Origin of the sequence: Bacillus silvicola (assembly GCF_050524305.1) — a bacterium.
GTDB lineage: Bacteria > Bacillota > Bacilli > Bacillales > Bacillaceae_G > Bacillus_A > Bacillus_A cereus_AT.
Genome location: NZ_JBNGVC010000006.1, coordinates 30,467 through 57,166, shown reverse-complemented (window position 1 = coordinate 57,166; position 26,700 = coordinate 30,467). Strand labels below are relative to the sequence as shown.

Below are 26,700 nucleotides of genomic sequence, written 5' to 3'. Positions count from 1 at the left end.
CATTCCAGAAGTTTTAAAAATAGTGAAGTTACTCCCTACTCATCAAGGTGAAATCTCATACCATCTCCAAAAAGAAAATATTATATATTTTGTTTGGAAGGATACTGTTCGTTTTGTATAGAGTTCGATTCAAATCACGACTATCATTTGGAATGTTTAAATAATTTAAATAAATCAAACAGAAAAGCTTGACCTTCACACTATGTAAAGGTTTACAGTAAGACAGAAAAGGAGGTTAAGAAATGAAAAAAATAACGAATTTGTGTATGAGTGCTGTACTAACCACATCTATTATCAGTGGTTATGCTTTAGGTAAGGGGATTGAGAAAGTTCAGGCGAAGGAAATTGAAAAAACGCAGAGAAAAGATATGAAGAAAGTAGAGGTGCAAAAACAAGTAGGAAAGTATACAATGCCAGATGAAAAAAGCAAACATGAAGGAACGTGGCTACAATGGCCTCATGAATTTACATATGGGCAAAAATATCAGCAAGAGGTAGAGCCGATTTGGATTCAAATGACAAATACTTTAAGCAAAGGCGAAAAAGTTCATATTGTTGCATATGATCAAGAAGAAAAAGAAAGAATTACTGAAGTTTTAATGGATCAGGGGGTGAATATGGGAAAAGTTGATTTCTTTATCGCACCTACTGACGATGTATGGGCTAGAGATACTGGACCGATTTTTGTTTATGATAATGACAAAAACCTAAAGATATTAGATCCAGGATTTAACGGATGGGGAAAGAAAACACCATATAAGAAAGATGCTCGTCTTCGTGAGAGTCTTAGCAAACAGTTAGGTATTGAAAGAATTGATTGGAATAAATTTGTTCTTGAAGGCGGCGCATTTGAATTAGATGGTAATGGAACTGCTTTATTAACTAGAAGTGCTGTGACGAATAAAAATAGAAACGCTAAATTGTCAGAAAAAGATATTGAAAAATATATGAGTGACCTTGGGATAACAAATTTTATTTGGTTAGATGGAGTACCCAACTTAGATATTACTGATTTTCATATTGATGGATTTGCAAAATTTCACGATAAATCTACTATTATAACGTTAAACAAAAAAGATTTAGCTGAATGGGGAACGTCTGATAAAGATATTAACAAGTTGTTGCAGGCAAAAGATGCTGAGGGGAATAAATACAAGTATGTATATCTGCCGCTAAGCAAGAATAATGTTACATTAGCAAATGGGAAGCAGCTTGATTATAAAGGTTCATATATTAATTATTATATAGCGAATCAAGTTATCTTAGTTCCTAACTATAATGATCCTAATGATAAAATAGCAAATGAGATGATTCAAAAACTTTATCCTGATCGTAAAGTGGTGGGGATTGATGTAAGAGAGCTTTATAAAAATGGTGGTATGATTCATTGTATTACTCAACAACAACCAATCAATTTGAAATAATATATTTATAGATTTTTTTAGTTGTCTATTTCTTATGAAGACTTGTTTATCCATAAGATAGGTAAAGATGCCATGGTATTTTTACCTATTTTGTTGTGTTTTTTATGAGTTAATTATTATTTTCCTATAAACTGCAGAAACTAATATATTTTATGTATAAAAGTTAGATTATTTTAATGCTCTTATTGCAGTAATATGCTGTTTAAGGGGAGTTCAAAATTACACAATTTGACTTGTGTAATTTATTGCGTTATGCTTTTTTTTAGTATAAACGAAAGGCTTGAAGATAATGATTCGTCGTTTGAGAAAGCTAAAGAATGTAGCAGTCGTAGTAAGCTTCTAAGTAAATTGCAAAAATCTACACTACTTAGAAGCGAGGAATAAAGTTATGAAGCATCCATTATTTAATCATTGGTCAGAAACAAAGTATATAAAAGATATAGTAACAAATCCACTCATTAAGGTAGGAGAGTACTCCTATTATTCAGGCTATTATGGTCATCAAAATTTTGAAGATGGCTGTGTAAGGTATTTGTGGGGGGATGCTAAGTCCCGAGCGCTTTTCAATCCAATTGAACAGATGGGTTGGAAACTTGATAAACTCATTATTGGAAATTATGTTTGTATTGCAAGTGGAGTTGTCATTCTAATGGGTGGGAATCATAATCATCATCCTGAATGGATTACAGTATATCCATTCGCTGAGCAAATTGAACAATCATATGAACCGAAGGGTGATACAGTCATTAAAAGTGATGCTTGGATTGGAATGAATGCTATCATAATGCCTGGTGTTACAATCGGTGAGGGTGCAATTGTTGCAGCAGGAACTGTCGTAAGTAAAGATGTTCCGCCGTATACAATAGTTGGTGGAAATCCTGCTAAGGAAATAAAGAAACGATTCACTGATACAGAAATGAAAATGCTAATGGAAATGCGTTGGTTTGATTGGAATAGAGAATTAGTTGAGCAGGCAATTCCTATTTTATCTAGTGCATCCATAGAATTATTATATGATTTTTATAAAAAGGAAGTAAAAAATAAATAAATCAGCTAGAAAAACTACATTCAATATAGGGTGTAGTTTTTTTATTACAAAAAAATAATAGATTAGACTAAAGAAAATTCATCTCTGGTATGAGTCTAGCAATAGCTGAATTGAATAATTAAAATCCTTGATAGCTAATAAACGTATGCTTGGTTACCAGTGTGTCTCGATATTTAATCGGGACACACTGGTTTTATCCCGCTATTCGCCGGGCAGTAAGGCCCCCACCTCAAAATTCAGCGAAAGCGAAGAAGTTAGGTGGGGGATCAACTGCCCGTAAAAGCCCGATTGGTGTGGGCTGATAATCAGTGGGGGATGAACAAAACCCCCACTGATTAAAGTTTCACTTTATTTTTTGTAAATGTGGAACAAATGTATTATTTAGATTGTCTATTAATTGTAATCCTAAAAAATATGAAAGTACGGATCATTTTGAAAAATACAAAGGTATTAAAAAGAGGGATGTGTGTGGGAATACGAAGTGTCAGTGCCCTAAAAGGGTTTGATGAGATGGTCTATATGAAAGCGATCCTAACGTCTTATATGTATATAGAATTTGAGAACACTGTCTATTTTTTGGGGGATTATGTTAGAATAACGTTTTTTTGAGTACAAAGATATTGGAGGTAACAGAAGTGAAAGGTATGTTTTGCAAGAGATTTATTGCAATAGTAACAGTGCTTACACTATTTTGTAGCATTGTTGTTACATCTGGAAGAGCATCAGCGGAAACAGTTCCTGCTATAGACGTTGAAGCAGGATCAGCAATTTTAGTAGAAGCAAATTCTGGGAAAATTTTATATGAAAAAAATGCAGATGAATCATTAGCAATTGCTAGTATGACAAAAATGATGAGTGAATACTTAGTACATGAAGCGGTGGATAAAGGAAAACTTAAATGGGATCAAAAAGTTAAAATTTCTGAATATGCATATAAGATTTCGCAAGATCGCTCATTATCAAACGTTCCATTAGAAAATGGTGGCTCTTATACAGTTAAAGAGTTATATGAGGCAATGGCAATTTACTCTGCAAACGGTGCAACAATTGCTTTAGTTGAAGAGATTGCTGGAAAAGAAGTTAATTTCGTAAAAATGATGAACGCTAAGTCAAAAGAGTTTGGAATGAAAAATTATAAATTTGTAAACTCTACAGGTTTAACAAACCATGATTTAAAAGGACATCACCCAGAAGGAACAACTCCAGACGAGAAAAATAAAATGTCTGCAAGGGATTGTGCGATTTTAGCGCAACGTCTCATTCAAGATTTCCCAAAAATATTAGATACAGCAAAAATCCCCAAAAAAACATTCCAAAAGGGTGGCAAGTATCCAATTGATATGGTGAATTTTAACATGATGTTACAAGGCTTAATTAAGCAATACGAAGGTGTAGATGGGTTGAAAACAGGAACTACTCCAGAAGCTGGTGATTGCTTCACTGGTACAGTAGAAAGAAACGGTATGCGCCTAATTTCTGTAGTGATAAAAGCAAACTCTCATACAGCACGTTTTGATGAGACGAAGAAATTATATGATTATGGATTTGCGAATTTTGAAGTGAAGAAAGTTTATGGGAAAGATGCAGTAGTAAAAGGGCATGAAACAGTGCGAGTAGCAAATGCAAAAGACAAAGATGTAGTTGTTCAAACGAAGCAAGCTGTTTCACTTCCAATGCCAAAGGGCAACAATGACGTTTATAAAAAAGAATTTAAAGTACCGAATAAAGAACAAGAAGCGCCTATTAAAAAGGATGTAACAATTAGTAAAATGATTATTTCGCCTAAAGATAGTACAGATCCTGGATTTTTATCAGGTAAATCATTACAAGTAGACCTTGTAACAAACTCTGATGTAGAACAAGCAAATTGGTTTACACGTTTTATGCGCGAAATCGGATCTTTCTTTAGCGGTATGTGGGATAGTGCGGTTGATATAGTAAAAAGCTAATTTTATGGGATGAAACTAAATGTTAGTCTGAAACAAAAAGTTTCAAAGTATTATAGATTTTTATGTGGATAGCTTGGAATTGAAGATTACATTAATTTTCAAATTTGGTCCTTCGGAACTTTTGGTATTGCAATCAAGCTAAGATAAATTTGTATCCATATAATCAAAAAACGCTATTCTTTTTGTAGAAATATACAGAAAGGATGGCGTTTATTATGAATCTTTCGATTTAAAGGGTTCTGATGCAAGGTTAGTTTAATAAAGTTACATGATGAAAGAACATTCATTATTCCACCAAGTGAAAATGAAAATTGATACCTGGTACTTATTTCTGTTATCAAATTTTATAAAAATTTAATAAAATCTTTTCTTTCTATTAAATATTTTGCTTTAAATTAATTATATAAAGAAATGGAGGCCAAAAAATGAATTTTTTAAAGAAGTTTAAGTATCTTTTTATAGCATTTATCCCTTTGTATATAGTTATTCTTTAATTTCAATCGAATAGAAAACAAAGTATTCGAGAAAAAAGTACGATTTTAATGGGATATACCATATAGAGGGCTCCCTAATAATTTCACTTGAAAATCGGTAATTAATGAAACCAAGAATAATCATATGATACACGATTACGAGTTAATATACCCAAAAGATATGATTACTAGAGACAATCTTTGATACTGACAAGTGAGGTGACGTCGATGAGAGGGACATTAATAAAAATCGGAGTATTTATTTTGGTTTTAACAGTAGGGATATATCTTGCGAAATCCGTATATGACCATCATACGAACCGAGCTAAAGTAAGAGACACGATTCAACAAATATCAATAGAGCATGGTATACCGCCATGGATTCCTTTATCTATTGCATTCCATGAAAGTAAGTTTGATCGAAATGCAGTTGGAGATCAGGGCACATCATTTGGATTGTTTCAGCTTCATCGAGGTGGACTAGCACCTAAAGATTTAACGAATGAAGATTTGAAAAATGCAGAAACCAATACTCGAATTGCAATATCTAATATGATAAATGCGTATAACCGTGGTTTACAGCAAAATTTAAAAGGGCCAGAGCTATTAAAACATGTTGCAAATACCTCAGGGTGGCCTGGAAATAAGGGGGTTCAATGGACAGATAAACAGACAGACTATAACGAGGGTTTAGAAAACAGTTTTAAAATGTTTTCTAAACGACAATACGATTTTATAGAATGAAATTTCTTTTTTCTTTCTATTATTATATAAATTATGCCTAGATACGAAAGTTCCCTAAAACAGATACATAGATTAACTTTGTACTGCTTACATTAGGAATTTAAAGAAACAATATGTACAATTCTCCCACTACATTCGCATAGTGGCCTTTATGAACAGCAAAATTTACAATTTACAAGGAGAACATTTTATGAGTAAGAGAATAAAAGAATTAGATTCCATACGAGGGTTAGCGGCACTTACTGTGGTATTTGGACATTTTTGTTTAATGCTACCATCGTTGCCTAATTCTATTAAATTTTCCCCGCTTAGGTTTTTATGGGCGGGTGGGGAAGCTGTTATCGTTTTTTATGTACTAAGTGGTTTTGTGTTATCTATGGCACTTTATCATTCAAAAACAAATTATTGGGGATATTTAATTAAGAGATTTGTAAGAATCTATATTCCTTATTATTTTTGGATAATCGTTACCTTTGTTTTATTTATTTTATTTTCGTCGTATGAAGTGGTAGGACTACGGGATTGGTTCTATGATAGGTGGCAAGGGTCTATAACAAAATTAGATATTCTAAACCACTTTGTGCTTCTTAATAACTTTTTTACGGAAAATTATAATCCAGTTATTTGGTCATTGGCTCAAGAAATGCGTATATCTATTGTGTTTCCTTTGTTATTCCTTCTTTTTTATAAACTGAATTGGAAGAAAACGATACTATTTGCTTTGAGCTTTTCTTTAATTAGTGTTGTTCTTAATATGTTGCATATTGGGAAAGCTGAAGGATTTTATAATGGTTATGCTGATACACTGCATTTTACATCTATGTTTATGGTTGGAATGTTACTTTTTAAGTATCAGGAAAAACTTATCTACTCATATAGGAATATGAAAAAATTTAAAAAAGGATTTCTTATTGCATTAGGGATTATTCTATATTTATATTCCATTTTAATTTATGGTTTTTCCCGTAATGATACAACTTTCTTATTAAAAGATTGGGGTGTCGTAATGGGGGTTAGTATATTTATTATAATGGCTATGAGTAACCTAAAAGTAAAAGCATTTTTAAATAAGAGTGTATTTGTATATTTAGGAGAAATTTCATACAGTATCTATTTGTGTCATTTTCCAATCATGATGGTACTATTTAAACTTTTGTATACAAAGATACCTATCTTTTTCCTTCTTACTTTGTGCATTGCAATGACACTACTTTTTTCTATAGTTTCATATCATTTAATCGAAAAGAAATGTATCAACTGGGCAAAACAAAGAACAACAAATTTTTTGAAAAAAGTATAATTCCTAGATAGATTTTATTTCTTTAGTAAATATATGAATATGACCGATTCCTAAGTATACTTAGGAATCGGTCAATTTTGGATTCTAAATGTAAATATAGTAAAGTGGAATATAATTGAAATCGAAAATCACTTAGAAATAACAATACGGTGTGAGCTATTGTATAGTATAGATATGGTTAATAATAAAGGGGGAATACATATGTGGAAGCGATTTGTAGCAATTGGTGATAGTTTTACAGAGGGGATAGGGGATGAAGTTGAGGGAATTGCATTAAAAAGCTGGGTAGATCATTTTGTTCAACTGTGTGAAAACGATATAGAATATGCCAATTTTGCAAAGCGTGGGTTAGTAACTAAAGAAATTCGCTCGCAGCAATTGGAAAAGGCTTTAACTTTTAATCCAGATTTGGTTAGTCTCATTGCAGGGGCAAACGATGTTTTAAAAGGACGTTGGAATCATGATGCATATAAGAACGATATGGAATTTATGATAGATACATTAAGTAAAGCAGGGGCTGATATTATTATAGCAAACCTTCCAGATTTTACAGTTAGGCTTCCTTTTGCTTCTGAAAAAAAACAAGTAATAAAAGAACAATTATTAGAGGCAAATGAAGTTATACATTCACTGAGCAGAGAGTATAAGCTTCATCATGTTGATTTTTGGAATCATCATTTAGTTAATGATAATACGCTTTGGTCTAAGGATTTAATTCATCCAAACTCAAAAGGATATGTAAAAGTTGCTGAATTGATTTTTAGTAGTTTGCCTGTACATGACTCTTCTAAATAAGCTGTAGAATGACCTAAACCCCTGTCGCATGCTGTACAGGGGTTTTTGGTGCGAAAAAGAAGGATATAGAGTGCTTATAAATTATACTTTAAGTAATTCTTTTTATTGTTTATATTTTTGTTATTTTCTGTTGCAGAATCCTTAGTATAAGGATTCTTTTTTTGTATCAAAAATCTATAAAGAAAAAAAGATAAGATCGGTGAAAATGAACTAAAAGGTATTTTAAATGAAATTGTTAAAACAACACTAATAATGATAACGTTCGCTAAATATATTCGCTCCTTATGTTTGGAAGAAACTTGAAATCTTCCCTCTCGGAATGCAGCTTAACCATAAATTTAATCTTTTTGTAAATATGGAACAATTTTATAACTTACACTGTCTATTAAGCGTTAAAACATTTTTAACTAAGGGAGAAGATTGAATTGAAAAAATTATGGATACTGCTTTTCTTTTGTTTTGCAGTTATGTTGGTAGGATGTAATAAAAATGAACCGCCAAAACAAGCATTTGAAGAATATATCAATTTATGGAATGATAAAAAGTTTGCAAATATGTATGATCATTTATCAGAACATGCAAAAAAGACGATTTCCAAAAAGGATTTCGCAGAGAAATATCAAAAAATCTATGATGGTATTGGAGTTAAGAATTTAAAAGTCAAAACGAAAGGAGAGAATACGAAAGATAAAGAACTTTTTCTTTTTGAAGTTAATATGGATACGGATGGAGGAACTGTTTCATTCATCCATGAAGCAAAACTCGTGAAAGATAAAGATAAGGAGTCTTGGAAAATAGATTGGACACCAGACTTCATTTTCCCAGGTATGAAAAAAGATTACAAAGTCCGTATGCAAACAGAACAAGGAAAACGCGGAGAAATATATGATCGAAATGGAAAAGGGCTTGCAACGAATGGTAAAGCGACTGAGGTTGGAATTATTCCAGAGAAACTAGGTGAAACGGCAGCGCAGACAAAAGAAATAGTAGCACAATTACTTGATATGTCTACAGAAGAGGTCAATCAGAAGCTCGCAGCGAAATGGATAAAACCAGACTCCTTTGTACCAATTGGTATTTTAAAAGAGGGAACTAGACAGAATGATTATATTGAATTAGAAGGGGTTTCATCTCGCCCAGTAAATATTCGTACGTATCCATTAGGAGAAGCAGCCGCACACTTAACTGGATATATAGGAAAGGTGAATGCAGAGGAGTTAAAATCGCTTCAAAAAAAAGGTTATCAAGCAGATGATTTAGTAGGTAAGACGGGTTTAGAGAAAGTACTTGAGAATAAATTGCGTGGTGAAAAGGGTGGACGCGTATTTATAGAAGATGAGAATGGGAAAGAGATTAAAAACGTAGCAAAAAAAGAAGCAAAAGAAGGGGAAAATGTTACGTTAACAATTGATGCTGCAATTCAAGAAAAAATCTTTAATGAGATGAAAAATGAAGCAGGATCTAGTGCAGCGGTCAATCCTAAAACGGGTGAAACAATCGCACTTGTAAGTAGCCCTGCTTATAATCCAAATACAATAGTTAGAGGAGCATCAAAAGCCCAACGAGAAGCATGGAATAACGACTCGAAACTGCCAATGATGAATCGTTTCACACAAGCATTTGTACCAGGTTCCGTATTTAAAACGATTACAGGTGCAATTGGTTTGGAAACAAACACAATAAACCCTAAGGAAGAATTTAAAATTCAAGGATTAAAGTGGACAAAAGATTCATCTTGGGGAAATTATTATGTAACACGTGTGAAGGAAGCTAGTCCAGTTGATTTTGATAAGGCAATGAAGTACTCTGATAATATTTATTTTGCTCAACAAGCTTTGAAAATGCGAAAAGATCAGTATGTAAATGAATTTAAGAAATACGGATTTCATGAAAAATTACCAATCGAATACGAATTTCCTATTTCATTAATTGCAAAAGATGGAATAAAAAATGATATTCAACTAGCAGACACGGGATACGGACAAGGACAAGTATTAATGACACCACTTCATTTAGCATTAACATATGCGCCAATTGTGAATGAAGGAAATATTCCGTCGCCACATCTTTTAAAAGAAGCAACAGGAGCGGGGAATTGGAAAGAAAATGTGGTTTCTAAAAAGAATCAAGAGATATTAAAGAGTGCATTAATAAAAGTGATTAATGACCCTGATGGCGCGGGGAGAATTGCTAAGGTTGATGGTGTAACTCTTGCTGGTAAAACTGGTACAGCAGAACTGAAAGAGTCGAAAGAAGCAGACGGAAAAGAACTTGGATGGTTTGCAGCTTTTGATGCAAATGCGCCAGACATGATTGTTACCATGATGATCGAAGATGTAAAAGGAAGAGGAGGAAGTAACGTTCCAGGTGAAAAAGTAAAACATGTATTTCAGAAATAACACTTAATTATAAGGTGAACTTTTTCACTAAATTTATCCCGCATTAACGGGCAGTAAGACCTCCATCTCAAAATTCAGCGAAAGCGAAGAAGTTAGGTGGGGGTCGGGCTACCCGTAAAAGTCCGATTGGTGAGGGCTGATTAAAGTTTACTTTATTATATGTTTGCTTAACTCAAAGGTATAAACTGGTGGAAATATAGAACAATTAAATTTCAAAAAAGCATTCTTTCTAATCGAGAATGCTTTTTTGCTGCGACTCTAGAAAATTGATACCTTATCTTTATTTTCATTTCTGAAAAGTTGGCATTGCTAATGGTAAATAGAAGAGTATAGCAAATTGAAATGGACAAGTGGAGTGTTACGTTAAATTCAAAAAAACAGATTTTTATGAGTGGATTTTTATCATTGTATGCTTTACTTGTTTTTTAGTAGTATTATTCTGCCTGAAAAAAGATAAACAATGGAACAAATGAAACTTGTATCTTGTCTATATATTGAAACCATAATAAAAGTGAGGGCAGTTTTATGTTTATTCAAATAAGTTTGAGGTGTGGAAATGGAACAGACGTTTATTGAAAAGTGTAATCATGATGAGCTGGACTATGTTATAAGAGACTATTGGCAAGATGTATGGAATTATTCATTTATTATTACGAAAGATCCACACTTATCAGATGATATCACGCAAGATGTATTTATAAAGGTGTTTAAAAATTGGAATTCATTTCGAAAGGAGTCATCTATTAAAACGTGGATATTAAAAATCACAAGAAATACGGCAATAAACTATTTGAAATCCTCCTATTTTAAAAGGATATCTTTAATAGGATTTTTTAGTGACGATAAGCAATCCCTGTCAGCAGAACAAGAATTTTTTAACCAAGAAGAAATGAATGAGGTGTGGAAGGTTGTATTAAAACTACCTAAAAAGCACCGTGAAATAATTATATTGGACGCAAAATATGAATTATCTTATGAAGAAATGGCTGAAACATTAGGAGTATCCATTGGAACTGTAAAATCGAGATTAAGTAGAGCGAGAAGTAAGGTTTCAAAATTAATAGGGGAGGGTAGTAGTGATGAACAATAAACAAAATCCTGACTGGTATAGAAAAATAAAAAAAGGTCCAATGGAGAATCGTAAAGATGAAGAAGAATTTATTTTTAAAATTAAGCAGTCTATATACGAAAATAATGAAAGGGATTTTGTAAAACATAAAAGCCCGTTTCGTAAAAAAGCATTACCTATTGTAGTTGTTTTCGTTTGTACAATGTTATTTTTTATTGTTCAACAACCTTGGTTTGATGATAATAAATCACCGGTACAAAGTAGTACTCAAATTAAGTCGAAAACAAAAGATGAATCTGATCAAGATCCCTCACTAAAACAATTTATGAATGATTTATATCGAAGTACAAATTCAAAAAATGAAAATGACCTTTATAGAGCGTTAAATGATGAAGTTCTATTTAAAGGGATTATGTATAAGAAGGATGAATTACAGATTGATGATGATATTTTTCATGAGTTGCAAGTCGCTCTTACAATGGGGGGAGAATTTGTGAATGATACGAAGAAAGTTTACAAAGTGCCAAGTGGATCGACAGAAAGTAATCAATCAAATCAAGAACACTTTATATATGCAACTGTTACTGGAAACAAAACGAAAATTTTAGCTGAACCAAAACTAGAATCACAAGTTTTGTATGAAGTATCTAATGATATGGTAAAAGCTTGGATCCCGGAAAAATTGCAAAATGATGGATATATAAAAATATCGACTATTAACGGTGATACTACTGGATATGTACAAAAAGAGTATGTTTTAACTGATATTAAATATTCTTTCATGTTCGAAAAGAATCATGAAGGTATATGGAAAATAACGAATATAGAATCTATATGGTAAAAGAGGAAGGTTCACTTTAATGAACCTTCCTCTTTATTTTTATTCTCTTTTTGAAGAGTATCCCAGGAATCTAAAATTTCTGCTGTAACAAGAGCGGCACTATTCTTTTCTGAATTACCACCAGGAATAACAACAGAAATGGCGATTTGTGGATCTTTGGCAGGAGCATATGCAATGAAAAGAGAATGATTTATCACTCTTTCTTGCTCATTCGGTGAACCTGTTATACCCGTTTTACCTGCGACATCAAAGGGCAAGTTTTTAATCTCCTCTATATTGTGACTCATCCCACCTTGCACGACGCTCCAAAATTTCATCGGATATCGATTAGAACTTTCTAAGATTGGTTTAAACTTTTTTGAATCATTACCGTCATGATCAATAATGGCACTTACGATTTGAGGTTTATATTTATCACCTTTACTTGCAAAAGTTGCTGTATATTGGGCAAGCTGAAGAGGAGTGTGCACTTCATTTCCTCCCCAAGAAGCATTTAATAAAGAGGAGATTCCATTTTCAAACTTATTAGATGGATGAAATTCATATTTTCCGTCTTCTTCAAAGGGTAAATCGATCCCAGTTTTAGAACGAAGGCCGAATTGCATTAAATAATCTGTCCATATATTTGCTACTTTTTCTATATTCCCATTATTTTGGTTGAATAAGGGTAGCGCTACTTTTGCTGTCATAAATGTGTTAGATGAATTAATGATAGCCTGACTCGGTGTGATCTCACCTGTTGGCGTTCCAGGTGCATTCGTAATGTTATTTTGATTATCATACTGAAAAGTACCTTTATCTAAATAAGTATCTTCAGGTTGAAAAAGCTTTTCGTTTAATCCAATTAAAATAATAAGGGGCTTTATAGTAGAGGCCATATTTACATAAGATTCACCATACTTTAATTTTTGAATTGCTTTATTTTGCGACAATGATTTGATGTTTTCTTTTTTAGATGATACATGTGTATGTAATGTATTTGGATCAAAAACTGCTGAGTTGGCCATAGTTAAAATTGCACCAGTTTTTACATCGGTCACTACAGCATAACCAGCATTAGCATCAGGTATTTTCTTAAGTTGAGATCTTAATGCTTCCTCTGTTTTTTGCTGCAGCTTAGAATCTAAAGCTAGCCGGACATCTTTTCCTTTTTGTACTTTTTGAATGTTCCATAAGAACTTTTTATTATTCATTTTAAAAATCAGAGTTTTTTCTGGTTTTCCTTTTAAATCATTTTCATATTGAAGCTCAATCCCACTTTTACCAACAGGTACATACTTAGAATTAAGGTCATTTTCTACATACCCAATTACTTGTGAAGCAATTTCGTGCTTTGGATAATATCGAATCCATTCATCTTTGATTATTACATTATTGGGTTTGTTCTTGTTTATGAATGTAAGTTCACTCTCATTTATGTCAGAGTATAACGGTATATCATTCATAGTCTGCTTTTTACAAGATTGTTGTAATTGTGATTTCATGTCCTCTGCAGAAATGTCATGTTGAAACTCGCTTGAAAATTGATTGAAAAAAGCTAATGTGTTTGATGTATCTTGATTCGATAGTTTTTCATCATTAGAAGTGCAATATAGAGATTTAACTTTCTTATTTGTAGCTAGTATTACACCATTTTGATCAAAAATTTTTCCTCTTTCAGCTGAAGAAGTTGCGATAGTAATTGAAATGAAGTTGATTTTTAATAAAATTAGTAAAATCAAACCTACAAAAGAAAGAATCGCAAAAAATCTCCATCTTTTTATTTTTTTATGTAACATAAAACCCTCCCTTTTTTAGCTTATTTCATCTTATAGTTAATTATTTTTTTTGTAAATGTGGAACAACTTTATTGTTTAGGTTGTCTATTAAGTATTACAGCAGTCAGAAAGGAACAATCAGTATGAAAAATTAATAGTAAGTCTACGTGTAAGTTTAATATGAGTCATTATACAGTTTAGCATTTCTAATGCAAGCGACAAAAAAATAACAGGAAGGGAGATTTATTAATTACCCGGCTAAACCAAAAGGAATGGATGCTTACAAGGATTTAGCAAAAAAGTTGAGACGATATTTATAACCGGCCAGCGGTATCTAATATATAGGGAACGCTTTTTGTATTTACTAAGTATTAGAAGCAATTCTCAGAAGAATTATATGGAGGATTTATGATAAAACAAAAAGGAAATAAGCAGAAAACATATATATCTATTCGATTAAATATAATGTTCCTTTGCATCTTTCTGCTATTCTCGGCTATTATTATGCAGCTAGGAAAGGTACAAATTGTTGAAGGAGAGGCTTATAAGAACCAAGTGGAAAACAGTCAAAATGAAAAAACTAGTATTCCGGTTCCACGTGGACAAATTCTAGATCGAGAAGGAAAAATGGTTGTTAATAATCAATCTCTTCGTACGATTACGTATACAAGGGTGAAGGGGATAACGAGTAAAGACATTTTAAAAACAGCAAAAGACTTGGCAATAGTACTTGAAATGCCTGAGCAAGATATAAATAAATTAACTGATATCGATAAAAAAGATTTCTGGATGCAATTGAATACAAAACGTGCGGAATCAAAGATTACTAAAAAAGACATAGGAAAGTTTAAAGAAAAGGGAATAGAGGGAAAAGAGCTAGACAAAAAGATTGAAGATTTAAGACGAAGTCGTGTGACAGAAGTGGAATTGGCAGAATTAACAGCACAAGACTTAAAGGTGTTAGCTATTAAAAGTAAAATGAGTTCAGGTTATCAACTGACACCACAAATTATTAAAAAAGATGTAACAGATCAAGAGTATGCGCGCATAAGTGAAAACCTTGCGGAGTTTCCAGGAGTAGATGCAACAGTTGATTGGGAACGGAATTATGTAAATGGTAATTTATTTCGTTCCGTGTTAGGTAATATTACAAGTAGTGAAGAAGGATTACCGAAAGAAAACTTAGATTCTTATTTGGTACGTGGATATAACCGTAATGATCGTGTAGGAAAAAGTTATATTGAACAACGATATGAAGATGTGTTACACGGCACAAAAGAAGAAGTGAAAAACATTACTGATAAATCAGGAAACATTGTTAGCGCAGAAATAATCTCTAAAGGAAAAAGTGGTAATAGTTTAACATTAACGATTGATATGGAATTACAAAAAAAAGTGGAAGAAAGTATTGAGAAAAATTTGAGAGCTTTTAAGAGTTCAGAGCCACTGTTGGACCGAGCTTTTGTCGTCATGACGAATCCAAATAATGGGCAGATTTTATCTATGGCAGGCAAAAAGATTGTAGAAAAAGAAGGGAAAATAGAGATTGAGGATTTGGCATTAGGTAACATGACAACTTCGTATGAGCTAGGGTCAGCTGTAAAAGGTGCTACTTTATTAACTGGATATGAGACAGGGGCAATACATCCAGGAGATCAATTTTATGATGCACCGATGAAATTTAAAGGTACACAAGCTAAGAAATCGTGGAACGTATCTGGTTTTGGTAATATTAACGATTTAAGAGCTTTACAAGTTTCTTCGAATGTATACATGTTCCAGACAGCTTTAAAAATTGCGGGAGTTAATTACGTACCAAATGGTTCGTTGGATATTAAACAAGAAGCATTTGATACGATGCGCTATTATTTTAAGCAATTTGGTTTAGGCGTCCCAACAGGTATTGATTTACCGAATGAAATAATTGGACAAACGAGAAAAGTAGATAGTCAACCTGGTTTTTTATTAGATTTTTCTATCGGTCAGTATGATACGTATACGCCATTGCAATTGGCACAATATATTTCAACGATTGCAAATGGTGGATATCGTATGCAGCCCCAAATTGTACAAGAAATACGAGAACAATCAATAAAAGAAGAAGAGGTTGGCAAAGTTATACGCTCTATAGAGCCTGTCGTATTAAATCGAGTTGATATGAAGAAAGAACATATTGATCGGATAAAAGAAGGCTTTAGATGGGTATTCCAAGAAGGTGATGGAACTGGAGTGAAGTATTTCAAAAATGCTCCATATAAACCAGCAGGAAAGACAGGGACAGCTCAAACTGTATATGGTGGAGATGATCCTATTGGTAGAAATGCAAAAGGAGAACGTATGGAATGTTATAACTTAACATTAGTTGGATATGCTCCATATGATAATCCAGAAGTAGCATTTTCTGTAGTAGTCCCATGGCTTCATGATGATAAAAATGGAATTAATTCTATAATTGGAAAGGAAGTTTTAGATGCATACTTTGATTTAAAACAGCAACGTATACATGGTGAAGCTGCTAGTACAGTTAGTTCGAATCAAAATTAGAACAATATGTGCACTTTTCTCAGGGAAAGAGCCCCTGTTTATATAAAAACCTTAATAAGTTAAATAAAAAGGAAGATTTAAGATAAGAGATAGCAGCTAACATAGTTGCTATCTCTTATTTTTGTTAATATCTTGGCTACTAGTTAAAAAGGTTTTAAATTTATGGAACAAACTTGTTTCCTAGTTGGTCTATTATGTGTACGTATAAAAACAGGTGTTCAAATTGGATACAGTGTATTGAAAATTTGAAAGGAATGATGATTTTGAAAAACAAGAGGATGCAAATAATAGGGATCTGTGCTGGCATATTAGGCTTAGGTCTTACAAGCTTAGGAACTTTTACAGGAGGGGCATTGCAAGTTGAAGCGAAAGAAAAGACAGGACCAGTTAAACATAATAATCATGCGACGTATAAAGAATTCTCTCAACTTGAGAAAAAATTTGATGCTCGATTAGGTGTGTATGCTATTGATACTGGTACAAATCGAACAATTTCTTATCGACCTAACGAAAGATTTGCCTATGCATCAACCTATAAGGCCTTAGCGGCAGGGGTATTGCTACAGCAAAACTCAATTGATAAATTAAATGAAGTCATCAACTATACGAAAGATGATTTAGTTGAATATTCACCCGTTACAGAGAAACATGTAGATAGTGGAATGACATTAGGAGAAATTGTTGAGGCCGCTGTTCGTTCCAGTGATAATACTGCAGGGAATATTTTATTAAATAAAATAGGCGGCCCTAAGGGATATGAAAAGGCACTTAGACAGATGAGTGATCGGGTTACTATGGCTGATCGCTTTGAGGCAGAGTTAAACGAAGCTATTCCAGGAGACATCCGTGACACTAGTACAGCAAAAGCAATTGCTACAAATCTCAAGGCTTTTACGGTCGGAAATGCGCTTCCAGCTCATAAACGTAACATTCTTACAGAGTGGATGAAAGGCAATGCCACAGGAGACAAACTTATTCGTGCAGGCGTACCAACTGACTGGGTAGTTGGAGATAAATCAGGAGCTGGAAGTTATGGGACAAGAAATGATATTGCTATCGTTTGGCCGCCGAATAAAGCACCTATTATCATCGCAATTTTATCCAGTAAAGATGAAAGAGAGGACACCTATGATAACCAACTAATTGCAGAGGCAGCTAAAGTTGTAATCAATGCTCTTAGGTAATAAACTCTCAGTTTTCTCATTTCTTTACCTAATTTTATACAAAGTCTTATGCGGGGGAAAAGTGGGGAAGACTAGAGGGGAACAAATAGTATGAAATTATTTAAGAATAATAAATAATAAAACGGACAAATTCAAGAAAGTATGAATTCGTCCGTTTTATTTACTACTTATAATGAGGATTATCTAAACCAAATGTGAATATGGTATACAACTTAATTAAGGCATACGCAATTGGTAAATTTTATTTTAATTGTTTTTCGTTAGACTAGATAGTTCAACAGATTTTTGAGTACAACGCTTCATAGCTGAAATGATGGCTGTTCTTAAACCTTTTTCTTCTAATGTTGCTACAGCTTCTATAGTCGTTCCACCTGGAGAACAAACCATATCTTTCAATGCACCCGGATGTATTCCTGTCTCTAGTACCATTTTTGCAGAACCTAATACAGCCTGGGCTGCGAATTTATATGCTTGATCCCTTGGCATTCCTTCCAATACAGCAGCATCTGCCATGGCTTCTATAAACATATATACATAGGCTGGCGACGAACCACTTACAGAAGTTACAACATCCATTAATTTTTCATTTACTATCTCTGTTTGACCAAAACTATTAAAAATGTTTAATATATCTTCTAAATCTTTTTCTGTAACCAGTTTATTAGGGCATAATGCAGACATTCCTTCGCCAACAAGAGCTGGTGTATTAGGCATTACTCTTACAATCTTTAACTTTCTACCAAAAGCATCCTCAGTACTCATAATGCTTTTTCCAGCAGCGATAGTTACGATTATTACATCGCCATTTATTTGGTCTTTTATTTCGTTAATTACTGATAAGTATAAGTCTGGCTTAATTGACAAAATTAAAATATCAGCATTTTTAGCTACTGCATTGTTTTTAGAAGTTATAGTTACGCCATATTTTTCGCTAGCATTTTTTAAATTAGTAACGTTTACGTCTGAACAAATTATTTTTTCTGCAGACACTATATTTTCGTTTATCATTCCGCCAATCATAGCCATCCCCATATTTCCGCATCCGATGAATCCAATTTGTTTGTCCATAATAACTCTATCTGGCTCCTTTTATAATCAATTTTATCGGTTTTAAAATATTATTCTGAAAAAGTTAAATAATATCCCATACAATATAAAGAAATATTTTAAGAGAGTGTAGTCCTTTTTGCAATACTAAAAATAAAGATAATAATTTTATTTGAAACTATATAAGTTGAATTAAAAGATTACAATCGAATGCATAATCGATCGATCACTTTTTCAGGTGTGCGATTTAATTCCTGAATAAAAGCCTGTACATTTTTTTGAATTTCATAAATCGATGAATAAAAAACATTATGAATGATGTCTGATTTGAGCCATTTCCATACCCCTTCAATTAAATTTAAATCGGGACTGTAGGGAGGTAAAAACACTAATTCTAAGCGATGACAGTGTTTCCTTAAAAGTGGTTGGATGAGCTTCGCATGATGAATACGCGCATTATCTAGAATAAGAGCTATTTTCCCGTTGGGATACAGTTCAAGTACATGCTGAAGAAAACGAAGAAATGCTTCGGCATCATACCGCTCCTCTTCTACACAAACTAACTCACCTGTTTCATAATTAAGTGTACCAATAAGTTTAACACCTTGGTGTTTCCCATAAGTAGGAATACTGCGTTGTTTTCCTTTTAAAAACCATGTATGCTGCAGTGCTTGGTAATCGCGGATCATGGACTCATCTTGAAACAGAAGATGGTCAATCTCCTCGTTTAAAAGTTTTTTTTTTATAGGCGGGGAAGGTAACTTCCCTAAACTCTTGTTGTTTCACCGGGTCTGCTTTCGCTAATGTATACGTCGGTTTTGTGTAACTAAGCCCTAAATCATGTAAAAGTCGAGACACCCCGCGAAGTGTGTAACTTACGTTCCATTCTCTTTTAATGAAAGAAGCGATAATGGATAAAGTCCAATTATGTTTAGCTGGAAATCCAACATCAACGGGTAGATGAGATGCAATCACTTGAACTAACTCCTGTTCTTGTTCAGGGGCTAATTTACGTGGTGCTCCTGTTGATTGTCCCATGAGTAAGCCATGCAATCCTTTTTCTTTGTAAGCATTCACATAATTATAGATTGTTTTTTCAGAACGACCAATCATGTTCATTATTTCTTTTATAGAAAAGCCTTGTACATAGAAATAGATCGTTTGATAACGTTCATACATTCGTTTCGTTTTAGTCGTTTTCATTGCTACAAGTAGGCTTTCTTTTTCGTTTTGGTGTACATGTGTCATTTTGCTCCGCTCCATTTGTCAATATATGTTACTTATTATATTTCGACAAACAGTAGCTGTAACCTTTTAATTCAACTTATATATATAAGTACATGCAGTATAATTTAATGTTTTGTATTGTCTACACTTGATAACATCAAAAATCATGTTTGATAATAGCAAAACATTCTATTATTCGCATAAGGAATTAGGAGAAGTTTTAGGATTTGTAACATAACTAGCTCTATGTGTTGCAGGCTAAAAAGCTGTAAGTTGATTAATAATCGATAAGGTATAGTTAAATCCACATTTTTAAGAAATGGTGATGTTCATAATTTTATACTAAAAACTTGTCGCTCTAATAATTTTTCAAAATATCTCTTGACACAAAAACAAACAATATCGCATAATATAAAAAAATTAGATCGAAAATCGTTGAAGGGAATTAGTACATATGTCTTCTTACGAAAGAGAGTGGAATTCACCGGCTGAAAGATTCCTCGTATAGAATGTATCGAACCTATCCCTGAGTCTTAAATGAAAGTTTAGGCGTACGCCTGCGTTATAGGCGCCAAGTGGATATCTATGTATATCAATTAAGGTGGTACCGCGGAACAATGACCGTTTCGTCCTTTTTATTTTATTAAGGGCGAAGCGGTCATTTTTATTTTGCTCTTTAATAGGCTAGGTGCGGCATTGGTGAGAATAGAAATCGCTGCAAGCTGTATGAATAGAAGTGTAATTTATAAAAAACTTTGATTTTAGACTTGGGGGATACAAAAGTGAAAAAACAACGAATTGTTGTAAAGATTGGGAGTAGCTCTCTAGCAGATAGTCATGGAGGCATTTCTAAAGAACAACTTTTAGATCATGTTGCCGCATTGGCTCGATTGAAAGAGGAAGGGCATGAAGTTTTGTTAATTACATCTGGGGCCGTCGCTGCAGGTTTTTCTGCTCTAGGGTACCCTAACAGGCCAGTAACAATTAAAGGTAAACAGGCTGCTGCGGCTGTCGGGCAAAGTTTGTTAATGCAGGCATACACGGAGGAATTCCGTAAATATGATATCGTTACCGCGCAACTTTTACTAACAAGAAGTGATTTTTCAAGAAAAGAACAATACAGTAATGCTTATGCCACTTTAGGGGAGCTACTAAACCGTTCCGCTCTTCCTATAATTAATGAAAATGATTCTATTTCTTTAGAGGAGTTGACGTTTGGTGATAACGATATGCTGTCTGCTTTAGTAAGCGGACTTGTTTCGGCGGATATGCTCATGATTTTTACAGATGTGAACGGTTTATATGACCAGAATCCCCAGAATAATGCAAATGCGAAAAAATATTATTTCCTCCCTGAGGTTACGGAAGAAATCGCTTCTCTTGCTGGTGATGCTGGATCAAAACTGGGAACTGGCGGTATGAAATCGAAAATCGATGCTGCAAAAACAGCACTTTCTCTTGGTGTGAGTGTATTTATCGGAGCAGGTCGTGGACATGAGAAGTTTTTAGATGTTTTGAAGGGGAAAGGTGATGGAACGTATATCGGTAATGCTCCTCCAAAAGCGATTAAGATGAATAAGCAGTGGATTGCGTTACATTCACTTGTTAGCGGACAAATCGAAGTGGATGCTGGAGCTGCTGCTGCTATCATTCAGCATGGAAAGAGTCTTCTTCCTGCTGGTGTTACTAGTGTGTCCGGGTTCTTCCAAGCAGGAGAAGTTGTGGAGGTCGTAACGCAACAAGGGCGTGTAATAGGGAAAGGTCAATGCAGATATAGTGCAGAGGAAATAAAAGATCTAAAAGGTATGCAGAGCCAAGACATTCAAGTTCGAGGTGAAAGGCATAGCTATGAAGTCATCCATAGAGATAATTGGGTTTCATTTTAAGAATAGAGTAGACTCATCTGAATCTTAAAGAAGGAGGAAATGAAAATGAATGAAGTGTTGGCAAAGGGACAAATAGCGAAGAAGATCGCTAGAGAACTTGTACTAAAATCTACAGATCAAAAAAACGAAGCACTTATCGCGATTGCTGATCAATTGATATTAGAAACCGCATATATTTTAGAGGAGAACAAACGAGATATTGAGGAAGGGAAGGAAAAAGGATTGTCTGCTTCTCTCCTTGATCGCCTTATGCTGAATGAGCAACGTATTATTGATATGACAGAAGGTATTAAGCAACTGATTGATTTGCGTGATCCTGTTGGAGAATGTGTAAGTGCATGGGAACTGGAAAATGGTTTATCTATTCAGGAGATGCGCGTGCCACTAGGTGTTGTCGGGATGATTTACGAGGCGCGCCCAAACGTGACAGTGGATGCGGCCACGATTTGCTTAAAAACAGGAAATGCAGTGATCTTACGTGGTAGTTCTTCCGCTACGTATTCTAACAAAGCCATCGTGGCTGTTATTCACCGAGCGCTTAAACAAACGAGTTTGCCTTCAGAATGCGTACAACTTATAGAAGATACGTCACGTGATAGTGCAAAGCAACTGTTTACACTAAACGAATACTTGGATGTTCTTATCCCAAGAGGTGGTAAACAGTTAATCGATACTGTAGTGAGAGAAGCATCTGTTCCGGTATTGGAAACTGGTGCAGGGAATTGTCACATTTTTATTGATGAAACTGCAGATAAACAAATGGCATTTGATATTATCATAAACGCCAAAACGCAGCGTCCATCTGTATGTAATGCAATTGAAACGATTATACTTCATGAAAATTGGGGGCACCGATTTGGTAACGAACTGTTTTCTTCGTTAAAGGAAAGAGGAGTAGAACTACGTGGAGATAATAAAGTATTAGCAATTGATGCTTCTATTGTACCCGCTATAGAAGCAGACTGGGGGACAGAATTTTTATCTCTCACGCTAGCAGTCAAAATAGTTTCCTCTGCTGAAGAAGCGATTAATCATATCAATACTTATGGATCCATGCATTCTGAAGCGATTATTACAGAGAGTGAAGAAAACGTTAGCAAGTTTTTCACATCCGTCGATGCTGCGGCACTCTACCATAATGCTTCGACACGCTTTACTGATGGTTTTGAATTCGGCTTCGGCGCAGAAATCGGCATCAGTACGCAAAAGCTACACGTAAGGGGACCAATGGGGCTTCCTGCATTGACTTCCACAAAATATATGATTCGTGGGAATGGACAGATTCGGAGATAATAAATATAAGGGAAGAGAAAAAAGCTAAATGCCTACTAAACTAACAAGACAGGTTGAGACTTTATTAAAATGCGTATGCTGAAGATTTTTAAATTGATAACATTAAAATAGAAAGAGGACTGGAATACGGTCCTTTTTGTTTTTTATCGAAGCATCATGCTCGTGAAAATTTTTTAATAAAAGGGCATGTCTATAAGTTGAAATGACCGATTCTTTTTCTATTAGGGTTACATTAGCGTTAATATCGAAAGTAAGTACAAATATATAACAGGAAGACATACGAAGCCATTCAAGGTTCCAATGTTATGGTGATCCGGACTCGATTTTTGTGTTATCGTTATGGAAAGCAGATTAATACAAGTTAAGGAAATAAAGTAGTAAGGAAATAGTTATGGATTTTGGTGCTGAAAATAATTAGAGAAATAATTCTATATGTTAAATTAGTGAAAACCTTTTAGGAGAAACTATGAAAAAAAATATTAATAGAATCATATTTATTATTGGTACATTAGCGGGTATTAGTATATTTTTATATTTGCAGAACAATTTAATAAGTGTAAGTGAAATTAAAATAACATCTAGTAAAATCCCCTCCTCTTTTAAAGGCTTTAAAATCCTCCAGCTTTCAGACTTACATAATAAAATGTTTGGTGATAATCAAGACGTGTTAATTAAAAAAGTAAAAAGTATTCAACCGGACATTATTACTATAACGGGTGATTTAATAGATAGTAAATCGTACGATGCAGAAGGTAGTTTGCAAGTAGTACGAGAGCTTGTAAAGGAGTATCCGGTATATTTTGTGACAGGGAATCATGAAAAGTGGTCAGGGCAATATAACAGTTTAGAGACAGAATTGAAGAAGCATCATGTCACTGTTTTAAGAAATGAACATATAAACATTCAAAAAGACGGACAGGAAATATATTTGTTAGGTATAGATGATCCTGAGTTTACTAGTGGAAATCATAATGAAGGATCTATAGTGAAAAATGAGATTGCTAAAGCAAAAAATGAAGTAAATCCAGATGGATATAAGGTATTACTTTCTCATAGACCTGAATTTTTAAATGTGTATACTGAGGAAAAAATAGATTTAGTTTTATCTGGGCATGCCCATGGCGGACAAGTAAGACTACCATTTATAGGTGGGTTGGTTGCTCCTAATCAAGGTATATTACCTAAATATACAGCGGGTTTATATGAAAAACAAAATACATCAATGATAGTTAGTAGAGGATTAGGTAATAGTATCATTCCGCAAAGAATCTTTAATAGACCCGAGATTGTAGTCGTGCAGTTAAATTAATCTGTACGGCTTTTTTGTTCAGGGGAATAATTTAAAGTTAATTTTTCTTCAGTACAAGTTTTCATTACAATTTTGTTAAATTTTCTCCTCGCTACATAAAGTAACAAAATTTGACTCAATAAGTTTGTTATAGTTTAAATAATCAAAAAATTAAGAATGTCGAATTGAGATGGTCAATATTAGACGTAATTAAAATATAAAGGGGTGTACAAATGCATAAAGAATTTGAAATTGAGGAATATACGGCGATTGAGGAACAAATTCATTATTATTGTAAGTCTTTATTAGTAAGTCATCCTGAACAAATTGTAAAGTATTTAGAAAAAAGATTAGAAAAGTATGCAGAAACTTTACAGTATGCACATTTATATCCGGAAACAGTTATTTTGCCAATACAGCAAATAGTTATCGAATATTCATTAGATGTTGCTAGAATTAGAAAGTATTTAAATTTAAAAACATAAACAAAATCGAATGATTTACAATGAAACAGAGTCGACTTTCAGAAAAAGTATTCTAATGTCGACTCTGTTTCATTGTTTTAGTTATTAACAGAAAAAATATTTATTAGTAAAGTTTGACATATAATAACTCAAGAGTAAAATAAAAGTGAGTACTCACTCATTTTATAGAAAAGGGGGATTTAGAGTGCAACAACCTTCAATTATTTTACGAGATGTATCAAAAAGTTTTGGGAAAAAAGAAGTTTTGTATAACCTTTCATTGCAAGTAGAAAAGGCAGAAATTTTTGGATTGGTCGGGCCTTCCGGATCAGGGAAAACAACACTCATTAAAATGATTGCAGGTATTAATGAATCAACTACAGGAGATGTAATTGTTTTTAATACAAACATGCCTAATTTAAATGGCATGAAAAGAATTGGTTATATGGCTCAGGCTGATGCATTATACGAAGAACTATCGGCGTATGAAAATGCAGATTTTATTGCAACAATGTATGGATTAAAAGGTAAGCGTAAGAAAGAGAGAATTGTAGAAGTTTTTGAACTTGTGCAATTATCCGAGCATATGAAAAAAACAGTACAGCAATTTTCAGGTGGAATGAAAAAACGTTTATCATTGGCGATAGCACTCCTTCATGAACCAGAAATATTGATTTTAGATGAGCCAACAGTTGGCATAGATCCTCTTCTTCGAAAATCGATTTGGGAGAAGTTTTATGACCTTAAAAAGAAAGGCACAACCATTATTGTAACAACGCACATTATGGATGAAGCGGAGTTTTGTGAACGTCTAGGGTTAATTAGAGAAGGGAAATTAGTTGCGATTGGCACACCTGAGGAATTGAAAAAACAAACATCATCTGGACGAATTGAAGATGTCTTTTTATTAGAAGAGGTGGCTGAGTGATGAGAGTTAATGGTGTAATCATTCGTATTATTCGTCAATTTTTTCGAGATAAGCGTTCGTTAGCTATGATGTTTGGGGCACCAATGTTATTACTTTGGTTATTGTCTCTCGTGTTTACACAAAAAGATTATATACCACATATCGCTGTTGTGGATGTGCCGGCTCCAATAGTGAAGGCGATGAAGAATCAAGAAGCATCAATTTATGAATATGAAAAAGAAAAGGCATATTCTGAATTAGAAAAGCAAAAGGTGGATGCAGTGATCTATTTAGAGAATGGAAAAATGAATTTTCTATTAGAAGGCAGTGATTCATCAAAAAATCGTGCTGTACTGCAAGTATTGCAAAAGAGCACAGAGAAGAATGCTGTATCGATTATGAAACCTGAAGTGGAGTATTTACATGGTTCTAAAGACTTTACGATGTTTGATGGGCTTGGGCCAGTATTAATCGGTTTTTTTACATTTTTCTTTGTATTCATATTGTCAGGAGTATCCTTCGTAAGAGAACGTTTAAGTGGCACTTTAGAAAGGCTATTATCCACTCCGGTAAGAAGATGGGAAATAGTTGTAGGATATATTATTGGTTTTGGAATTTTTGCATTTATACAATCTATTATTATCGTAAGTTTTTCAGTTTATATTTTAGACCTTTATGTAGCTGGCTCTATATGGCTAACGCTACTTACTACATGTATGCTATCTTTAACTGCATTAACATTAGGGACATTTTTATCGGCATACGCAAATAATGAATTTCAAATGATTCAGTTTATACCGCTTGTAATTGTACCTCAAGTCTTCTTTTCTGGATTGTTTCCAATGGAATCCATGAATAAGTGGTTACAAATATTAGGGGAATTATTCCCACTCACATATGGTGCTGACGCAATGAGACAAATAATGATTCGGAATCAAGGGTTTACAGAAATTGCTTTAGATCTTACTGTTTTACTTCTTTTTTCACTATTATTTGCAGTAGGGAATGTATTTGCTTTAAAAAAACATCGCAAAATATAATGAAGATAAAAAGGAGCATTA

At 33.6% G+C, this 26,700-nt stretch carries 19 protein-coding genes, 1 pseudogene and 1 other annotated feature; of the genes and pseudogenes, 17 read left to right on the top strand and 3 right to left on the bottom strand.

What is annotated here, in order from left to right; translation table 11 throughout:
* Positions 1-242: 242 nt before the first annotated feature.
* The 9 genes from ACP6L7_RS10720 (at position 243) to ACP6L7_RS10680 (ending at position 12,042) form a co-directional block, all read left to right on the top strand.
* Positions 243-1,424 (top strand): agmatine deiminase family protein, encoded by a 1,182-nt coding sequence (locus ACP6L7_RS10720; protein WP_141533602.1) that lies wholly within the window; start codon positions 243-245, stop codon positions 1,422-1,424.
* A 388-nt stretch (positions 1,425-1,812) separates the two neighbouring features.
* The gene (locus ACP6L7_RS10715; protein WP_430529218.1) at positions 1,813-2,472 is read left to right on the top strand and encodes a CatB-related O-acetyltransferase; all 660 of its coding nucleotides are present in this window, start codon (positions 1,813-1,815) and stop codon (positions 2,470-2,472) included.
* Positions 2,473-3,107: 635 nt separating this feature from the next.
* Positions 3,108-4,421, top strand: a complete 1,314-nt coding sequence (locus tag ACP6L7_RS10710; protein WP_097833289.1) for a D-alanyl-D-alanine carboxypeptidase family protein — start codon at positions 3,108-3,110, stop codon at positions 4,419-4,421.
* A gap of 701 nt (positions 4,422-5,122) precedes the next feature.
* Entirely contained in the window at positions 5,123-5,638 is a 516-nt protein-coding gene (locus ACP6L7_RS10705; RefSeq protein ID WP_071772524.1) for a transglycosylase SLT domain-containing protein, read from the top strand.
* Positions 5,639-5,789: 151 nt separating this feature from the next.
* Positions 5,790-6,938, top strand: coding sequence for an acyltransferase family protein (locus ACP6L7_RS10700; protein ID WP_080990780.1), 1,149 nt, complete (start codon positions 5,790-5,792; stop codon positions 6,936-6,938).
* Positions 6,939-7,139: 201 nt separating this feature from the next.
* A complete protein-coding gene (locus tag ACP6L7_RS10695) occupies positions 7,140-7,733 on the top strand; it encodes an SGNH/GDSL hydrolase family protein (protein ID WP_141536808.1) in 594 nt (197 codons plus the stop codon).
* 425 nt (positions 7,734-8,158) lie between these two features.
* Positions 8,159-10,132, top strand: coding sequence for a penicillin-binding transpeptidase domain-containing protein (locus ACP6L7_RS10690; protein ID WP_097833452.1), 1,974 nt, complete (start codon positions 8,159-8,161; stop codon positions 10,130-10,132).
* A gap of 556 nt (positions 10,133-10,688) precedes the next feature.
* Entirely contained in the window at positions 10,689-11,222 is a 534-nt protein-coding gene (locus ACP6L7_RS10685; RefSeq protein ID WP_141533582.1) for an RNA polymerase sigma factor, read from the top strand.
* Positions 11,212-12,042, top strand: a complete 831-nt coding sequence (locus ACP6L7_RS10680; RefSeq protein ID WP_264449000.1) for an SH3 domain-containing protein — start codon at positions 11,212-11,214, stop codon at positions 12,040-12,042. The genes ACP6L7_RS10685 and ACP6L7_RS10680 overlap by 11 nt, the downstream gene beginning before the upstream one ends.
* 11 nt (positions 12,043-12,053) lie before the next feature.
* On the opposite strand, the gene ACP6L7_RS10675 is transcribed toward ACP6L7_RS10680, so the two are convergent.
* Complete coding sequence (locus tag ACP6L7_RS10675; protein ID WP_430529217.1) at positions 12,054-13,820, bottom strand: peptidoglycan D,D-transpeptidase FtsI family protein; 1,767 nt, start codon at positions 13,818-13,820, stop codon at positions 12,054-12,056.
* 387 nt (positions 13,821-14,207) lie between these two features.
* On the opposite strand from ACP6L7_RS10675, the gene ACP6L7_RS10670 reads away from it, so the two are divergent.
* Both ACP6L7_RS10670 and bla read left to right on the top strand, forming a co-directional pair.
* Positions 14,208-16,343: a peptidoglycan D,D-transpeptidase FtsI family protein gene (locus ACP6L7_RS10670; RefSeq protein ID WP_097829179.1), complete on the top strand. Its 2,136-nt coding sequence runs from the start codon at positions 14,208-14,210 to the stop codon at positions 16,341-16,343.
* Positions 16,344-16,600: 257 nt separating this feature from the next.
* Entirely contained in the window at positions 16,601-17,527 is a 927-nt protein-coding gene (gene bla, locus ACP6L7_RS10665) for a class A beta-lactamase Bla1 (protein ID WP_373605127.1), read from the top strand.
* Between the two features lie 246 nt (positions 17,528-17,773).
* Here bla and proC read toward each other — a convergent pair whose 3' ends face one another.
* Together proC and ACP6L7_RS10655 are read right to left on the bottom strand one after the other, a co-directional pair.
* Complete coding sequence (gene proC / locus ACP6L7_RS10660) at positions 17,774-18,595, bottom strand: pyrroline-5-carboxylate reductase (RefSeq protein ID WP_430529216.1); 822 nt, start codon at positions 18,593-18,595, stop codon at positions 17,774-17,776.
* A gap of 179 nt (positions 18,596-18,774) precedes the next feature.
* A pseudogene (locus tag ACP6L7_RS10655) lies at positions 18,775-19,822 on the bottom strand (IS630 family transposase).
* A gap of 405 nt (positions 19,823-20,227) precedes the next feature.
* Positions 20,228-20,438, top strand: a binding site (T-box leader).
* 145 nt (positions 20,439-20,583) lie between these two features.
* Between ACP6L7_RS10655 and proB the strand changes: the two are divergent.
* The 6 genes from proB to ACP6L7_RS10625 all read left to right on the top strand — a co-directional run bounded on the left by proB (position 20,584) and on the right by ACP6L7_RS10625 (position 26,679).
* Positions 20,584-21,687 (top strand): glutamate 5-kinase, encoded by a 1,104-nt coding sequence (gene proB, locus ACP6L7_RS10650; protein WP_098361866.1) that lies wholly within the window; start codon positions 20,584-20,586, stop codon positions 21,685-21,687.
* 45 nt (positions 21,688-21,732) lie between these two features.
* Positions 21,733-22,980: a glutamate-5-semialdehyde dehydrogenase gene (locus tag ACP6L7_RS10645; RefSeq protein ID WP_097829183.1), complete on the top strand. Its 1,248-nt coding sequence runs from the start codon at positions 21,733-21,735 to the stop codon at positions 22,978-22,980.
* 466 nt (positions 22,981-23,446) lie between these two features.
* The gene (locus ACP6L7_RS10640; protein WP_097829184.1) at positions 23,447-24,289 is read left to right on the top strand and encodes a metallophosphoesterase; all 843 of its coding nucleotides are present in this window, start codon (positions 23,447-23,449) and stop codon (positions 24,287-24,289) included.
* Between the two features lie 212 nt (positions 24,290-24,501).
* Positions 24,502-24,753 carry a hypothetical protein gene (locus tag ACP6L7_RS10635; protein ID WP_071745955.1) on the top strand — a complete coding sequence of 84 codons (252 nt, stop codon included), beginning with the start codon at positions 24,502-24,504 and terminating at the stop codon, positions 24,751-24,753.
* Between the two features lie 184 nt (positions 24,754-24,937).
* Positions 24,938-25,660 (top strand): ABC transporter ATP-binding protein, encoded by a 723-nt coding sequence (locus ACP6L7_RS10630; protein ID WP_097829185.1) that lies wholly within the window; start codon positions 24,938-24,940, stop codon positions 25,658-25,660.
* Positions 25,660-26,679 (top strand): ABC transporter permease, encoded by a 1,020-nt coding sequence (locus ACP6L7_RS10625; RefSeq protein WP_097829186.1) that lies wholly within the window; start codon positions 25,660-25,662, stop codon positions 26,677-26,679. Before ACP6L7_RS10630 ends, ACP6L7_RS10625 begins: the two co-directional genes overlap by 1 nt.
* Positions 26,680-26,700 lie beyond the last annotated feature (21 nt).

What these genes read in the sequence shown, in the direction of transcription:
- ACP6L7_RS10705 (WP_071772524.1), top strand. Translation starts at nt 5,123, where the DNA reads ATGAGAGGGACATTAATAAAAATCGGAGTATTTATTTTGGTTTTAACA.
- ACP6L7_RS10680 (WP_264449000.1), top strand. Translation starts at nt 11,212, where the DNA reads ATGAACAATAAACAAAATCCTGACTGGTATAGAAAAATAAAAAAAGGT.
- ACP6L7_RS10635 (WP_071745955.1), top strand. Translation starts at nt 24,502, where the DNA reads ATGCATAAAGAATTTGAAATTGAGGAATATACGGCGATTGAGGAACAA.
- ACP6L7_RS10625 (WP_097829186.1), top strand. Translation starts at nt 25,660, where the DNA reads ATGAGAGTTAATGGTGTAATCATTCGTATTATTCGTCAATTTTTTCGA.
- ACP6L7_RS10675 (WP_430529217.1), bottom strand. Translation starts at nt 13,820, where the DNA reads ATGTTACATAAAAAAATAAAAAGATGGAGATTTTTTGCGATTCTTTCT.
- ACP6L7_RS10715 (WP_430529218.1), top strand. Translation starts at nt 1,813, where the DNA reads ATGAAGCATCCATTATTTAATCATTGGTCAGAAACAAAGTATATAAAA.
- ACP6L7_RS10720 (WP_141533602.1), top strand. Translation starts at nt 243, where the DNA reads ATGAAAAAAATAACGAATTTGTGTATGAGTGCTGTACTAACCACATCT.
- proC (WP_430529216.1), bottom strand. Translation starts at nt 18,595, where the DNA reads ATGGACAAACAAATTGGATTCATCGGATGCGGAAATATGGGGATGGCT.
- bla (WP_373605127.1), top strand. Translation starts at nt 16,601, where the DNA reads ATGATTTTGAAAAACAAGAGGATGCAAATAATAGGGATCTGTGCTGGC.
- ACP6L7_RS10645 (WP_097829183.1), top strand. Translation starts at nt 21,733, where the DNA reads ATGAATGAAGTGTTGGCAAAGGGACAAATAGCGAAGAAGATCGCTAGA.
- ACP6L7_RS10695 (WP_141536808.1), top strand. Translation starts at nt 7,140, where the DNA reads ATGTGGAAGCGATTTGTAGCAATTGGTGATAGTTTTACAGAGGGGATA.
- ACP6L7_RS10670 (WP_097829179.1), top strand. Translation starts at nt 14,208, where the DNA reads ATGATAAAACAAAAAGGAAATAAGCAGAAAACATATATATCTATTCGA.
- ACP6L7_RS10640 (WP_097829184.1), top strand. Translation starts at nt 23,447, where the DNA reads ATGAAAAAAAATATTAATAGAATCATATTTATTATTGGTACATTAGCG.
- ACP6L7_RS10685 (WP_141533582.1), top strand. Translation starts at nt 10,689, where the DNA reads ATGGAACAGACGTTTATTGAAAAGTGTAATCATGATGAGCTGGACTAT.
- ACP6L7_RS10700 (WP_080990780.1), top strand. Translation starts at nt 5,790, where the DNA reads ATGAACAGCAAAATTTACAATTTACAAGGAGAACATTTTATGAGTAAG.